Origin of the sequence: Crossiella sp. SN42, from assembly GCF_023897065.1 — a bacterium.
GTDB lineage: Bacteria > Actinomycetota > Actinomycetes > Mycobacteriales > Pseudonocardiaceae > Crossiella.
In genome coordinates this window covers 70,186-83,870 of the sequence record NZ_JAMHIV010000025.1, presented here as the reverse complement: position 1 = coordinate 83,870, position 13,685 = coordinate 70,186, and the positions used below count along the sequence as shown (strand labels likewise).

The 13,685-nt window shown below is 71.0% G+C and carries 13 protein-coding genes; 6 read left to right on the top strand and 7 right to left on the bottom strand.

Annotated features, from left to right (window positions below; genetic code table 11):
* Positions 1-87: 87 nt before the first annotated feature.
* The 4 genes from M8C13_RS28315 (at position 88) to M8C13_RS28300 (ending at position 2,386) form a co-directional block, all read left to right on the top strand.
* Entirely contained in the window at positions 88-624 is a 537-nt protein-coding gene (locus tag M8C13_RS28315; RefSeq protein WP_252483768.1) for a hypothetical protein, read from the top strand.
* 117 nt (positions 625-741) lie between these two features.
* Positions 742-1,272, top strand: a complete 531-nt coding sequence (locus M8C13_RS28310; RefSeq protein WP_252483767.1) for a hypothetical protein — start codon at positions 742-744, stop codon at positions 1,270-1,272.
* A 101-nt stretch (positions 1,273-1,373) separates the two neighbouring features.
* On the top strand, positions 1,374-1,838 hold the full coding sequence (locus tag M8C13_RS28305) for a hypothetical protein (protein WP_252483766.1): 465 nt from the start codon (positions 1,374-1,376) through the stop codon (positions 1,836-1,838).
* On the top strand, positions 1,835-2,386 hold the full coding sequence (locus tag M8C13_RS28300; RefSeq protein WP_252483765.1) for a hypothetical protein: 552 nt from the start codon (positions 1,835-1,837) through the stop codon (positions 2,384-2,386). The genes M8C13_RS28305 and M8C13_RS28300 overlap by 4 nt, the downstream gene beginning before the upstream one ends.
* A gap of 1 nt (position 2,387) precedes the next feature.
* On the opposite strand, the gene M8C13_RS28295 is transcribed toward M8C13_RS28300, so the two are convergent.
* Together M8C13_RS28295 and clpB are read right to left on the bottom strand one after the other, a co-directional pair.
* Positions 2,388-3,086, bottom strand: a complete 699-nt coding sequence (locus M8C13_RS28295) for a hypothetical protein (protein ID WP_252483764.1) — start codon at positions 3,084-3,086, stop codon at positions 2,388-2,390.
* A gap of 133 nt (positions 3,087-3,219) precedes the next feature.
* The gene (gene clpB / locus M8C13_RS28290; RefSeq protein WP_252483763.1) at positions 3,220-5,805 is read right to left on the bottom strand and encodes an ATP-dependent chaperone ClpB; all 2,586 of its coding nucleotides are present in this window, start codon (positions 5,803-5,805) and stop codon (positions 3,220-3,222) included.
* Positions 5,806-5,917: 112 nt separating this feature from the next.
* Between clpB and M8C13_RS28285 the strand changes: the two genes are divergently transcribed.
* Positions 5,918-6,514, top strand: a complete 597-nt coding sequence (locus M8C13_RS28285) for a histidine phosphatase family protein (RefSeq protein ID WP_252483762.1) — start codon at positions 5,918-5,920, stop codon at positions 6,512-6,514.
* 61 nt (positions 6,515-6,575) lie between these two features.
* On the opposite strand, the gene M8C13_RS28280 is transcribed toward M8C13_RS28285, so the two are convergent.
* The 4 genes from M8C13_RS28280 to M8C13_RS28265 all read right to left on the bottom strand — a co-directional run bounded on the left by M8C13_RS28280 (position 6,576) and on the right by M8C13_RS28265 (position 10,047).
* Complete coding sequence (locus M8C13_RS28280) at positions 6,576-8,216, bottom strand: MDR family MFS transporter (protein ID WP_374213181.1); 1,641 nt, start codon at positions 8,214-8,216, stop codon at positions 6,576-6,578.
* Entirely contained in the window at positions 8,213-8,683 is a 471-nt protein-coding gene (locus tag M8C13_RS28275; RefSeq protein ID WP_252483761.1) for a MarR family winged helix-turn-helix transcriptional regulator, read from the bottom strand. The genes M8C13_RS28280 and M8C13_RS28275 overlap by 4 nt, the downstream gene beginning before the upstream one ends.
* Positions 8,684-8,793: 110 nt before the next feature.
* Complete coding sequence (locus tag M8C13_RS28270; protein WP_252483760.1) at positions 8,794-9,273, bottom strand: MarR family winged helix-turn-helix transcriptional regulator; 480 nt, start codon at positions 9,271-9,273, stop codon at positions 8,794-8,796.
* 57 nt (positions 9,274-9,330) lie between these two features.
* The gene (locus tag M8C13_RS28265; RefSeq protein ID WP_374213180.1) at positions 9,331-10,047 is read right to left on the bottom strand and encodes a pyridoxamine 5'-phosphate oxidase family protein; all 717 of its coding nucleotides are present in this window, start codon (positions 10,045-10,047) and stop codon (positions 9,331-9,333) included.
* A gap of 554 nt (positions 10,048-10,601) precedes the next feature.
* Between M8C13_RS28265 and M8C13_RS28260 the strand changes: the two genes are divergently transcribed.
* On the top strand, positions 10,602-11,705 hold the full coding sequence (locus M8C13_RS28260; RefSeq protein ID WP_252483847.1) for an FAD-binding oxidoreductase: 1,104 nt from the start codon (positions 10,602-10,604) through the stop codon (positions 11,703-11,705).
* A 46-nt stretch (positions 11,706-11,751) separates the two neighbouring features.
* Here M8C13_RS28260 and metG read toward each other — a convergent pair whose 3' ends face one another.
* Positions 11,752-13,266: a methionine--tRNA ligase gene (gene metG, locus M8C13_RS28255; protein WP_252483759.1), complete on the bottom strand. Its 1,515-nt coding sequence runs from the start codon at positions 13,264-13,266 to the stop codon at positions 11,752-11,754.
* Positions 13,267-13,685: the final 419 nt, after the last annotated feature.

Below are 13,685 nucleotides of genomic sequence, written 5' to 3'. Positions count from 1 at the left end.
CGGGCGCGCGGGGTGGAGAACAGGTAACGAAGTGGATATAACGGGACGAAGTCACCCATGTAGGTGATCGGCACCTGGGGGGCGTGCATGCGGAAAACCATGTCGGCGCTGATGATCGTCACGGTGAGCCTGCTGGGCGGCTGCGGCCTCACCCTGTTGCCCAAGCCGACCCCACCACCGGCGCCCGCCACCTCGACCACCCCGGCGGTCCCCGGCTTCGGCGGCCGGTTCAGCTGGCCGAGCGGCCTGGAGCTGACCCTCGGCCCAGCCACCCCGCACACCCTCTCCGAGCAGGCCCGCGGCCTGTACCCGGACGTCGGCCGGGTGGTGTCCTTCGCGATCACCCTGGTCAACCGCACCGACCGCGCGGTCAAGCCGGCGATCATGGTCTTCGCCGCGCGCCGGGCCGGGATCAGCGATCCGGAGGCGGCCAAGGCGCCCAGCATCCGCGATCCCGCGGCCAACGTCGGCATCGGCCTGGACACCCCGGACCTGCCGCCGGGGCAGACCTTCCAGGGCACGGTCGCCTTCGGCCTGCCGGAACAGCCCGGCCCGCTGCGCGTGGAGGTGGCTCCCGACCTGCTCGGCAGCCAGCCCAAGGCGGTCTTCGAGGGCACCGCCTGAGGCGTCAAGGCCCGGTCCGCAGGTCTGCCCGTTCGGGCCGAATATCGTGACCACGAAGTTGACCGGCGAAACAATGGCCGCTGGGGGGCGATCATGGGTGATCGAGGGGGCAACACCATGAAGCGTGCGGTACTCGTGACCGCGATCTGCGGCCTGGCGCTGGGCAGCACGGCCTGCGCGCCCTCGGTGGCCGAGGAGCCGGGCGCGAACCAGGAGACCGACCGGCGCACCGCGAGCACACCGCGCACGGCCCAGTTCGGTCAGCGCTACAGCTGGTCCGACGGCGTGGCGGTGGCCTTCTCCCGGCCGAGCCCGCTGCGGTCGCCGCTGGTCGGCCCCGGCCGCCGCGGCGTGCAGCTGACCCTGACCCTGAGCAACGGCGGCAGCACCCCGCTGCGCCTGCCGCTGACCAAGCTGGACGGCACCTTCACCGAGCGCGGCACCGGCAAGGTGGCTGACGCCGAGCCGCTGGTGGACAAGGCGGGCAAGCTGGGCATCAGCCCGGACGCGCCGGAACTGCCGGCCGGCCGCAGCATCGACGTGCGGATCGGTTTCGCCGTGGGTGAGCAGCCGGGGACCCTGCTGGTCGCGGCCTCGCCGGACCAGGGCGTGAAGTACCAGGACGTCACCTTCGCCGGCGAGGTCTGACCGGCCACACGCAGAGCACTGGGGGTATCACCATGCGTGGAGTTTCCATCGTTGTAACCGGGGCGCTGCTACTCGGCTCGACGGCCTGCACCATCATCCCGGTGCCGACTCCGGTCACCGTCACCCCGACCCTCCCGCAGCTGGCCCTGCCCACCACCGCGGCACCGCAGGTGGGCAGGTTCGGCGAGGCGGTGGAGACCCCGGGCAAGGTCAGGATCGAGGTCTCCAAACCGGAGCCCTACCAGCCCAAGGGCCTCGACGAGGAGGAGACCAAGCCCCCGCGCGCGGTGGTCTTCACCGTGACCATCACCAACAACACCGGCAAGACCCTGACCAACCTGCACACCCTGGGCTTCGGCTCGTTCACCGAGCAGGGCGGCAAGGAGACGGTCGAGGTCGAGACGCTGCACGGATCGGAGCTCTCGATGGGCGTGCCGGACCTGCCGCCGGGCAAGCTGACCAAGCTCCGGCTGGCCTACGGCCTGCCCGCGAAACCGGGTTCGCTGCGGCTGCAGCCGCTCGTGCTGCCCGAGCGCGCCGAGGTCTACTTCGAGGGTGAGGTGTGAACGCCCGGCGGGGCGCACTGCCGCTCGCCCTCGCGGCGCTGACCACAGCCGCCTGCACCCCGGCCCCCTCGCCCGCACCGCCGACGCCCCTGCCGCCCGCGCCGACCACCAGCACGGTGGTCCGCTTCGGCGACCCGCCGGGCACCGGGTTCGGCGCTGAGCTGGCCCTGCCCTCGGGCACCAGGTTCACCATCTCGGAGTTCAAGCCGGTCCCGCAGGCCGAGCTGACCGCGGAGGAGCGCGTGCCCGGCACCCGCGTGCTGCTGTTCACCGTGACCATGACCAACTCTGGCAAGGCCCCGCTGGAGTACCCGGATCCGTCCTTCTACCCCTCGTTCGTCGCGCACGGCTCGGACGAGGTGGTGCAACCGCCGGAGGACGTCACCGACAAGGGCCGCGAGGTGGCGGAGGCGGACAAGCCGGTCCCGCCCGGCGGTTCGGTGCGGATCGAGCACTGGATCCGGCTGCCCGACCGGCCGGGCGTGCTCCAGCTGAAGGCGATCACCCGCCACGCCGAGGACGAGTTCCGGTTCGAGGGCGAGGTCTGAGTCAGTGCGGGGTGTGCTGGGAGCCGTCGGCCGAGGGTGTCGCGTTGTCGTCGGCGTCCACGTCGAACGGGTCCACGAAGTCGGCCACCTCGCCCAGGTCGCTGAGCAGCCGCTCCAGCCGGGCCGGGTCGGCGTTCGGCGGGGCGGCGGCCAGCACCCAGGAGCCCTCCAGCCAGACCACCATGATGTCGTCGCCGATCTCGTCGATGGTGTCCACGAAGTCGGGCGTGATCAGCGGGTGCACGATGGCCATGTCGGTGGTGAAGCCGTAGCGGTTGCCGACCGGGCCGTAGAGGTCCAGCTCGGCCTCGCGCTCGCGGGCGAACGGGACGCTGGGCTCCCACAACTCCAGGATGGTGGGCACGGTGCGGCGCATCCGGACCGCGGCGATCACCATGGTCACCTTGCTGGACTGCTGGTGGTCGAGCACCTGCACCAGGCGGCGGCCGTCCGCGGTGAACATCGAGCCGGTGACCACGTCAACGGCGACGCCCTGCTTGGAGTAGGCCAGCCCGCCGTGCTTCCACTGGGTGAGCAGCACCTGGTCCTCATCGGTGAACCGCCAGCCGCGCAACGCGGCCCAGCGGCGCCGCTCCCGGTTGCGCGCTGTGCGTTGCGCCCGGTCCGTGCCGAGCAAGACCGCGCCGGCAATGGCCGCCAGCACGGCCACCGAGAACCAGATCCACGCAGGTACGCCCACACCCGCAGCCTAGCGGTGCGAGCCGCCATAGCCGAGATCACATTCGGTCCAGTAGGCACCAATTGGCCCTAATGTCGGACGCGCGCGGGTGCGGCCCACCCGTCTGGCGGAGTGGGCCGCACCGCTTAACGCGCTAGCCCTTGGCCACATCCAGGCCGGAGTTGTCGTCGCGGACGTCGACCAGGACCTTGTCCCCGTCGGTGATCTCCCCGGCCAGCAGCTTGCGGGCCAGCTGGTCGCCGATGGCCGAGGACACCAGCCGCCGCAGCGGGCGGGCGCCGTAGACCGGGTCGAAGCCCTGCAGGGCCAGCCAGCCCTTGGCCGCCTCGGTGACGTCCAGGGTCAGCCTGCGCTCGGCGAGTCGCTTGGCCAGCCTGCGCACCTGGATGTCCACAATGGAGGTCAGCTCCTCGGTGGCCAGCGCGTGGAAGACCACCACGTCGTCCAGCCGGTTGAGGAACTCCGGCTTGAAGTGCCGCTGCACCACCGCGAGCACCGCGTCCTTGCGGGCCAGCTCGGACATGGTGGCGTCCGCGATCACCTGCGAGCCGAGGTTCGAGGTGAGCACCAGGATGGTGTTGCGGAAGTCCACCGTGCGGCCCTGGCCGTCGGTGAGCCTGCCGTCGTCGAGCACCTGGAGCAGCACGTCGAAGACGTCCGGGTGCGCCTTCTCCACCTCGTCCAGCAGCACCACGCTGTACGGCCGCCGCCGGACCGCCTCGGTGAGCTGGCCGCCCTGGTCGTAGCCGACGTAGCCGGGCGGGGCGCCGACCAGGCGGGCGACGGTGTGCTTGTCGCCGTACTCGCTCATGTCGATGCGGATCATGGCCCGCTCGTCATCGAAGAGGAACTCCGCCAGCGCCTTGGCCAGCTCGGTCTTGCCCACGCCGGTGGGGCCCAGGAACAGGAACGAGCCGGTCGGGCGGTCCGGGTCGGCGACCCCGGCGCGGGCGCGGCGCACCGCGTCGGAGACCGCGCGCACCGCCTCGGCCTGGCCGACCACCCTGGCCCCGATGGCCTCCTCCATGCGCAGCAGCTTGGCGGTCTCGCCCTCCAGCAGCCTGCCGGCCGGGATGCCGGTCCACGCGGAGACCACATCGGCCACGTCGTCCGCGGTGACCTCCTCCTTGAGCATGGCCTGCTTGTCCTCGGTGACCGCGGTGGCCGCCTCCAGCTCCTTCTCCAGCGCCGGGATGCGGCCGTAGCGCAGCTCGGCGGCCCGGCCCAGGTCACCGTCCCGCTCGGCCCGCTCCGACTCGCCGCGCAGCTGCTCCAGCTGCTCCTTCAGCTCGCGGATCCGGTCGATGGCGTTCTTCTCGCCCTTCCAGCGCACGGTCAGCTCGGCCAGCTGCTCGCGCCGGTCGGCCAGTTCCGCGCGCAGGGTGGCCAGCCGGGACTTGGACGCGGCGTCGTCCTCTTTGGACAGCGCCATCTCCTCGATCTCCAGCCGCCGCACCGCCCGCTCGACCTCGTCCAGCTCCACCGGCCGGGAGTCGATCTCCATCCGCAGCCGGGAGGCGGCCTCGTCCACCAGGTCGATGGCCTTGTCCGGCAGGAAGCGCGCGGTGATGTAGCGGTCGGACAGGGTGGCCGCGGCGACCAGCGCGCCGTCGGTGATCCGCACGCCGTGGTGGACCTCGTAGCGCTCCTTGAGCCCGCGCAGGATGCCGATCGCGTCGGGCACGCTGGGCTCGCCGACCAGCACCTGCTGGAACCGCCGCTCCAGCGCGGGGTCCTTCTCGATGTGCTTGCGGTACTCATCCAGCGTGGTCGCGCCGACCAGCCGCAGCTCGCCGCGGGCCAGCATGGGCTTGATCATGTTGCCCGCGTCCATCGCGCCGCCCTCGCCGGTGGCGCCCGCCCCGACGATGGTGTGCAGCTCGTCGATGAAGGTGACCACCTGGCCGGCGGAGTCGGTGATCTCCTTGAGCACCGCCTTGAGCCGTTCCTCGAACTCGCCGCGGAACTTGGCCCCGGCCACCATCGCGCCCAGGTCCAGCGAGACCACCCGCTTGCCGCGCAAGGACTCCGGCACGTCGCCTGCCACGATCCGCTGGGCCAGGCCCTCCACGATCGCGGTCTTGCCGACGCCGGGCTCGCCGATGAGCACCGGGTTGTTCTTGGTGCGCCTGGACAGCACCTGCACCACCCGGCGGATCTCGGCGTCCCTGCCGACCACCGGGTCCAGCTCGCCCTTGCGCGCGCGCTCGGTCAGGTCGACGCCGTACTTCTCCAGCGCCTGGTAGGTGCTCTCCGGGTCGGCGCTGGTGACCCTGGCCGAGCCACGCACCTTGTCGAAGGCCTCGCGCAGCGCCTCGGGGCTCGCGCCGTGCCTGCGCAGCAGGTCGGCCACGGTGCCGCCCTCGGCGGCCAGGCCGACCAGCAGGTGCTCGGTGGAGACGAACTCGTCGTTCATCTCGGTGGCCAGCTGCTGGGCGTGGGTGAGCACCCGCAGGCTCTCCCTGGAGAACTGCGGGGCGGAGACCGTCGCGCCGGTGGCCGACGGGAGCTGCTGGGCGAGCCGGTCCAGTTCGGGCCGGACCCGCGCGGTGTCGGCGCCAACCGCGGCCAGCAGCGGCGCCGCGAGGCCGTCGGCCTGCGCGAGCAGCGCGCCCAGCAGGTGCACCGGCCCGACATCGGGGTTTCCGGCCACGCCGGCGGCCTGCACCGCCGAGGAGATCGCCTGCTGGGTCTTCGTGGTCGGGTTGAAAGCGTCCATCCCTCACCTCATCGCACGGGGTCCGTCATAGGGATAACGTCAGAAAAGTTGAGCGTGTTCCGCTCAACCCAAAATCTGGCAACCGAGATCCGGGCCACACGTCCCACAAGATATGGCGAACCGACTGCTCTACCTCCTCCGGCACGGCGAGGCGGCCGAGGATGACTCGCTCACCGACCGCGGCCGCAGCCAGGCCGAGCTGACCGCCGCCCGGCTGGCCGGAGTGCCCTTCGCCGCGGTGCACCACAGCACCTCGCCCAGGGCCGCCGCGACGGTGAAGGTGCTCGCCGAACAGCTCCAGGCCGCCCCGCACCACCCCAGCGACCTGCTCCGCGAGTGCATCCCCAGCGTGCCCGGCCCTGAGCTGCTGACCCCGGCCCAGGCCGGGTTCTTCGCCGGGCTGACCCCGCAGGTGCTCGCCGAGGAAGGTCCGACCCAGGCCGCGGCCGCGCTGGCCCGCTACGCCGGAGCCGCCGGGCCGGACCGGCGGGAGCTGGTGGTCACGCACGGGAACCTGATCCGACACTTCGTGGCGGTGGCGATGGGCGCGCCCGAGCACGCCTGGCTGAACCTGGCCGACTACAACTGCGGGCTCACCGTGCTGCTCTACCGGCCGGGCCGGCCCGCCGTGGTGGTCGCCTACAACGACGTCGGCCACCTGCCGCCGGAGCTGCGCGGCACCGAGTTCCCGGCCGAGCTGCGGGTGTGAACAACGCCGAAAACGCCGGGTTAGTTGTCCACAGGTGGCTCATCCCCAGCTCAGAGCGGTTTTACACAGGGTTGTCCACAGGCTTGTCCACCGTCCGCCGACAGCCCTCCACAACCTGGGCAAACCTGCCCCCAACTGCACTGATGCGCCGATCAGGCGTCAACAGCCTGTCCACCGCCGCATCCCGGTTGTCCACAGCATCCCCAGGGTTGTCCACAGGATTGGGGACAGCTGTGTGTTCACCTGTGGAGCCTGACGTGTTGTCACGCAGCGGCACCTCCTTGATCAGCGCGATGGCCACCAGTGCCACCAGCGCCAGCGCCGCGGCGATCAGGAACACCAGTCCGCTGGCATCGCCCTGGGCGTCCCGCACTGGCTCACCGTGCCCGACCAGTTGGCCGACCCGCCCGGCCAGCACCGCGCCGAGCACGGAGACCCCGGCCGCGCCGCCCAGCGAGCGGAAGAACATCACCGAGGAGCTGGCCGCGCCCAGGTCGGTCACCGGCACCGCGTTCTGCACCGCGAGCACCAGGTTCTGCATGGTCAGGCCCATGCCCACGCCGACCACGAGCAGGTAGCAGGCGAGCAGCCAGACCGGGCTGGTGTGCGTGATGGTGGCCAGCAGCGCCAGGCCGGCGAACAGCGCGACCGCGCCCGCCACCAGGTAGACCTTCCACCGCCCGGTGCGGGTGATCCGGCGGCCGGACCAGGTCGAGGTGAGCACGTAGCCCAGGGCCAGCGGCATGCCGAGCAGCCCGGCCACGGTCGGGGTGAAGCCGCGGGCCTGCTGGAAGTACTGGCCGATGAACACCGAGGCGCCGAACATCGCGGTGCCGATGCCCAGGCTGGCCAGCACCGAGAGCAGCACGGTGCGGTCCCGGAACAGCCGCGGCGGCACCACCGGCTCGGCGGCCCTGAACTCCACCAGCAGCGCCAGGCCGAGCGTGACCACCGCGCCGAGCAGGTACAACCCGCTGGCCGGGGAGATCCAGGCGAAGTCCTTGCCGGCGAAGGAGACCCACAGCATCAGCAGGCTCACCCCGCCAATGATCAGCGTGGCGCCCAGCCAGTCGATGCGCGCCCGGCGGCGCAGCACCGGCAGGTGCAGGGTCTTGTGGATGACCGCCATCGCGGCCAGCGCGAGCGGCACCACCAGGAAGAAGCAGAACCGCCAGCCCAGCCCCGGGGTGTCCACGATGAAGCCGCCGACCAGCGGCCCGCTGACCGTGGCCACCGCGATCACCGCGCCGGTGTACCCGGCGTAGCGGCCGCGCTCGCGCGGGCTGACCATGGCCGCGATGACCACCTGGGCCAGCGCTTGCAGGCCGCCGACGCCCACGCCCTGCACCGCGCGGTAGGCGATCAGCTCCGGCATCGAGGAGGCGATCCCGGCCAGCACCGAGCCGAGCGCGAACAGGCCGATGGCCACCTGGTAGAGCAGCTTCTTGCTGAACAGGTCGGCCAGCTTGCCCCAGATCGGGGTGGTCGCGGTGGCCGCCAGCAGGGTCGCGGTGACCACCCAGGTGTACTGCCCCTGGGTGCCGTGCAGGTCCTTGAGGATGGTGGGCAGCGCGTTGGTCACGATGGTGGAGCTGAGGATGGCCACCAGCAGGGAGAGCAGCAGGCCGGTCAGCGCGCGCAGGATCTCCCGGTGCGACATCGGCGCCAGCGCCTCCGGGTCGCGCGGCTCGGCCACGCTCACGCCGTGGCCGCCACCTTCGGCTGGCACAGCCCGCCGCGCAGGTCCCTGGTGAGTCGCTCGATCAGGGTGCTCGCCAGCACCAGGTCCTCGTCCTGCCAGTCCGACAGCGCGCTCCGCATCCACTCGGTCTGCTCCTGTTTCCACCGCTCGATCAACGCGGTCCCGGCCGGGGTCGCGCTGAGCACCATGGCCCGCCCGTCCGTCGGCGAGACCTGGCGTTCCACCAGGCCGGCGCGTTGCAGCTGGGCCACCTGCCTGCTCACCACGGAGGGGTCGACCGCGCGTTCCCTGGCGATCTCGCCGCTGCGCCGGGGTCCGTTGACCACCAGCTCGGTGAGCAGGCCCACCGCGGCCAGGTGCAGTTCGCCGTCCTCCGGCCAGACCCGCTGCGCGATCGCGTGCCGGATCTGGACCAGGTTCTTGACCTGCCGCAGCAGCTCGAAGACGGAATCGGGTCGTGGGTCCACACTGACCACCCCCATGGTTGCTTGACGCAACTATAACTCGTTAGTTGCTGATAGCAACCTTTTTACGGTCGGTAGTGAGTGAGGTCTCCGTCACACCTTCGGGAAGCGACTCAGAGATCCTGGTTCAGCCGACCGAGCAAAGTCGACAGCACATCGAGGTCGCCGGTGCTCCAGGTGCGGAAGTGCTCGCGCAGCTTGCCGCGCCGTTCCTGCCGCACCTCGGCCAGCCGCTGCCGACCGGAAGCGGTCAGCTGTACCAGCCTGGCCCTGCCGTCGTGCGGGTCGGCCACCCGCTCCACCAGCGCCAGCCGGTGCAGCTGGGCGATCTGCCTGCTCAGCGTGGACTTGTCCAGGCCGAGCTGGTCCACCAGGTCGGTGGCGCGCACCGACTCCCGGTCGTCGATGAGCAGCAGCAGCGCGTAGGCCGCGGAGTCCAGCTCGGGGTGGATCCGGGCGGCCAGGGACATGGCCATGCTCCTGGACCGGCGCATCAGCAGCGCGAGCTCACGCTCCACCGCCTCGGCCGCCCGCCGGCGAACCGGGTCGTCGCTGTCTCCGGAGACCTGCTTGCCAGGGTCGACCGATGTCACTGTTCTCCCTCTGCCCGGTCTGCCCCCAGAACCGGGACATACCGTACTCAGGGCAGGTCAAGACCCGGTGGAGTCCTGCCACGGCTTGGGCAGCGCCTTGGCCTCGAAGTAGTCGCCGCCCTTGCGCTTGACGTCGTCGGTGCCCCAGTCCCGGTCGCGCAGCACCGGCATCATCCGCGGGATGTGCTTGCGGCAGTGCACGTAGGCCTCCTCGACCTCGACCACTACCCAGCGTTCCGGGGTGCGGCCGCGCTCGAAGTCCGAGGGCAGCTCCGGATGCTCGGCGCGCAGGTCGCCGTCGTCGACGATCCGGGCCCGGCCGTTGACGTGCAGGCCGATCAGGTCGCTGACGAAGTCGATCATCAGCAGACCGATGTGCGGGTTCTCACTGATGTTGCCCAGACTGGCCAGCACGCCGTTGCCCCGGTACTCCGGGTAGGCGAGGTGCTTCTCGTCGAGCACCTGAATGAACCCGCGCGGCCCGGCACGGAGCGAAGAATCGCACTCTCCGTGACCGTCCGCGGTGGCCACGAACAGCATTTCCATCCGCGCCACGAACTCGACCATGGTCGGGTTGAGCCGGTCGAGCACCTGGTCGGAGTAGAACCGGGCGGCCCTGGACTCGGTGCCGAAGGCCCGCTGCAGGAGGTGCTCGCCACGGGATCCGGGCAGGCCAGCGGGTGCGGGCGGCAGTGGGTCGGCCGGTCCGGCGAGGCCGCGCGGGGGCAGCTCGATCCGCCTGGTGGTCTCCACGCCGACGGCCCGCTGGGGCACCGGACGCGCGATCACCCTGGTGGGCGCGTCCAGTTGGCGGGTAAGCGCGACCGAAGACTCATTACCGCTCGTCGCGCTACGAGCGGCGTCCGCGGATTCCTCGCCTGGCACACTGGACGTGACCGGCTGCTGCCGTGTGTGATCACCGGGCACGACCGTCGCCACCGAAGTGACACGGGCCGGTGAATCGGACAGCTCCAGTAGCAACAGGTCAGGATCGGCAGTGCCGGTCGGGACCGGAGTGTCGGGCATCACGGTGCCCACCGTGTCACGAGGAGGTGTGGTCACGCACATCGCCCCGCGTACGCTCGCCCGTTGCGCGGAACACATGTACACACGCAGTAAGCAAATTGCACTCGAACGTGGCATCAAGGCTCCGATGACCCGAGGGAGGGGTTAATGTCCAACTCTGTCGGGGGATGCTGGTCACCATCGGTGCGTCGGATGGGCGTGCCGAACAACGTGGAGAAGACTGCGCCCGGACTATGACCGCGAACGCCGTGCTCAACCCGACCCAACCCCCGCACCGGGAACCGCCGCCAGGGGTCACCGCGATGGTGCGCCTGATCCGCGAGAGCTTCGCGGTGATCGAGCCGCGCGCCGAGGAAGTAGCCCAGTTCTTCTACGGGATGCTCTTCAGCCTCGCACCGACCACCCGTGAGCTGTTCCCGGCCAATATGGAGGTGCAGCGCAGTCGCTTGCTGCGCGCCCTCGTCCACGTCGTGCAGATGGTGGACCGCCCGGACGACCTGGTGCCCTTCCTCAAGCAGCTCGGCCGCGACCACCGCAAGTTCGGTGTGGTCTCGGTGCACTACGAGGCGGTCGGCACCGCCCTGCTGGCCGCGATCAAGCGGTTCGCCGGGGAGGCCTGGACCCCTGCCGTGGAACGGGCCTGGGCCGAGGCCTACACGATCATGGCCCAGACCATGCTGGAGTCCGCGGCCGCCGACGACAACCCGGCGTTCTGGACCGCCAGTGTGATCGAGCACCAGCGGCTCAGCTGGGACCTGGCCGTGGTCCGGCTCAAGCCAGACCACCCGATTCCCTACCGCGCCGGGCAGTACCTCAGCGTGGAGACCCCGCAGCGCCCCCGGCTCTGGCGCTACTTCTCCCCGGCCAACGCGCCCAGCCCGGACGGCGTGATGGAGTTCCACGTCCGCGCGGTGAACAACGGCTGGGTGAGCCGGTCGGTGGTCGGCCACACCCAGATCGGCGACACCTGGCGGATCGGCCCGCCGATGGGCCGGATGGGCATCGACCGCACCAGCAAGCGGGACATCCTGATGGTGGCAGGCGGCACCGGCGTGGCCCCGATGCGGGCGATGCTGGACGAGATGGCGGCCTACGGGGAGAACCCGAAGGTGCACCTGTTCTACGGCGGCCGCGCCCGCGGCGACCTGTACGACCTGGACAGCGTGCAGCGGCTGGCCATGGGCAACCCGTGGCTGACCGTGGTGCCGGTGCTGGAGTCCGACCCCGGCGCCCGCGGGGTGGAGCACGGCACGCTGGCCGACGTGGTCACCCGCTACGGCGCCTGGAACGACCGGGACGTGCTGGTCTGCGGCTCCCCGGCGATGATCAGGGCCACCGTGTCCCGGATGCTGGTCGCGGGCACGCCGCTGGACCGGATCCGGTACGACCCGTTCACGCTGGACTGACGAGCAGCGGTGCCGCCCCAGGTGAAGGGCGGCACCGGAGCCAGGACTATTCCGCGGCCAGTTCCAGCCGCGGGAACACCGGCTTGGGCTCGGCCACGGTGTCGCCGCCGTCGCCCACTTGCTGCGCGATCCGCGCGGCCGCGGCGGGCAGGAACGGGAGCAGGTGCTCGGCCAGGTCGCGCACGGTGGCCACCAGCTCGGCCAGCACCGCGTCCAGCGCGGCAGGCGGCGCGTCCTCCTTCTTCTCCGCCTTGGCCAGCGCCCACGGGGTGGTGGCCTCGACGTAGCGGTTGGCCTCGTCGCCGATCCGGCTGATCGACTCCACCGCGCGGCGGAAGTCGAAGTTCGCCAGCGCCTCGTCGATGGTCGCGGCGGCCTCCGCGCGGGCGGCCCGCAGCGCCTCGGCGGCCGGGTTCTCCGCCGCCACCGGCGGGATCACGCCGTCGCGGTACTTGCGCACCATGGACACCGCGCGGTTGACCAGGTTGCCCATGTTGTTGGCCAGGTCCTCGTTGGACCGGGTGATCATCCGCTCGGCGGTGTAGTCGGTGTCGCCCGCCCTGGCCACATCGCGCAGCATCCACCAGCGCACCGCGTCACTGCCGTAGGCGGCCACGATGTCGGCCGGGTCCTCGGCGTTGCCCAGCGACTTGCTGATCTTCTGCCCGCCCGCGGTCAGGTACTCGTGCACGAAGATGGTGGACGGCAGCGGCAGCCCGGCGGAGAGCAGCATCGCGGGCCAGTACACCGCGTGGAAGCGGATGATGCCCTTGCCGATCACGTGCACCTGCTCGACGTCCTCGGACCACCAGTGCCGGTAGCCCGCCTCGTCGCTGCCGAAGCCGGGCGCGGTGATGTAGTTGGCCAGCGCGTCGAACCAGACGTAGATGACCTGCTCGGGGTCGCCGGGCACCGGGATGCCCCAGCCGCGGGCCCGCGCCATGCTGCGCGAGCAGCTGAAGTCCTCCAGCCCGGAGGAGATGAAGGCCAGCACCTCGCGCTTGCGGTGCGCGGGCTCGACCCGCAGCTGGTCGGTGGAGATCAGCTCGATGAGCTTGTCCTGGTAGCGGGAGAGCCGGAAGAACCAGTTGTTCTCCTCGATCTCCTCCGGCACCGTGCCGTGCTCGGGGCACTTGCCCTCGACCAGCTCGGCCTCGGTGTAGAACAGCTCGCAGCCGATGCAGTACAGGCCGGTGTAGGACTTGCGGTAGAAGTCGCCCTGCTTCGCGCAGAGCTCCCACAGCTTGTCCACACCCGGCTTGTGCCGCGGGTCGGAGCTGGTCTTGATGAAGTCGTCGAAGGACAGCTCCAGCGCCTCACCCAGCTTGAGGAAGTTCTGCGCGACCCGCTCCACGTACTCCGCGGGCGTGATCCCCTCGACCTCGGCCGCCTGCACGTTCTTCAAGGCGTTGTCATCGGTGCCGGTCTGCGCGCGCACCTCGTCCCCGCGCTGCCGCCGGTGCCGGGCCAGCACGTCGGCCTGGATCAGCTCCAGGGCGTGGCCGACGTGCGGCTTGCCGTTGACGTACGGGATGGATGTCATGACGTTGTAGCGGCTCATCGCTACCTTCCTGGCCCCGGGCGGATGGTGTCGGCCCGGTGAGGGGCCGCCGGTTGGGGGGCCTCCTCAGCAGTGGTCAGGACATGCGGAGGAGGCCGGAGAACATCATCATCCGGCCGCGCATGGTCATGCTGTCGCACGTCCTCAGCATGGGAGCAGGGTACACCCGGGGCGCAGGTCAGCCGCACGGAGTATCGAGGTGGCGGGCTTGGTCGGCTGCGGGCGCGGTGCCGCCGGGCGGGCGGTAGCGGGGCGGGTGGGAGCGGTCAATGCGGGGGATGAGTTCGGCCAGCGCGCGGTCCGGGACCGGCCAACCCGGGGCACGGCTTCGGCCAACACTCGGCCCGGGATCGACCGACACCGGGTACGGCCTCGGCCACATGCGGCCCGGATCAGCCAGCCCGGCATACGAATTCGGC

What these genes read in the sequence shown, in the direction of transcription:
- M8C13_RS28315 (WP_252483768.1), top strand. Translation starts at nt 88, where the DNA reads ATGCGGAAAACCATGTCGGCGCTGATGATCGTCACGGTGAGCCTGCTG.
- M8C13_RS28285 (WP_252483762.1), top strand. Translation starts at nt 5,918, where the DNA reads ATGGCGAACCGACTGCTCTACCTCCTCCGGCACGGCGAGGCGGCCGAG.
- M8C13_RS28260 (WP_252483847.1), top strand. Translation starts at nt 10,602, where the DNA reads ATGGTGCGCCTGATCCGCGAGAGCTTCGCGGTGATCGAGCCGCGCGCC.
- M8C13_RS28310 (WP_252483767.1), top strand. Translation starts at nt 742, where the DNA reads ATGAAGCGTGCGGTACTCGTGACCGCGATCTGCGGCCTGGCGCTGGGC.
- clpB (WP_252483763.1), bottom strand. Translation starts at nt 5,805, where the DNA reads ATGGACGCTTTCAACCCGACCACGAAGACCCAGCAGGCGATCTCCTCG.
- metG (WP_252483759.1), bottom strand. Translation starts at nt 13,266, where the DNA reads ATGAGCCGCTACAACGTCATGACATCCATCCCGTACGTCAACGGCAAG.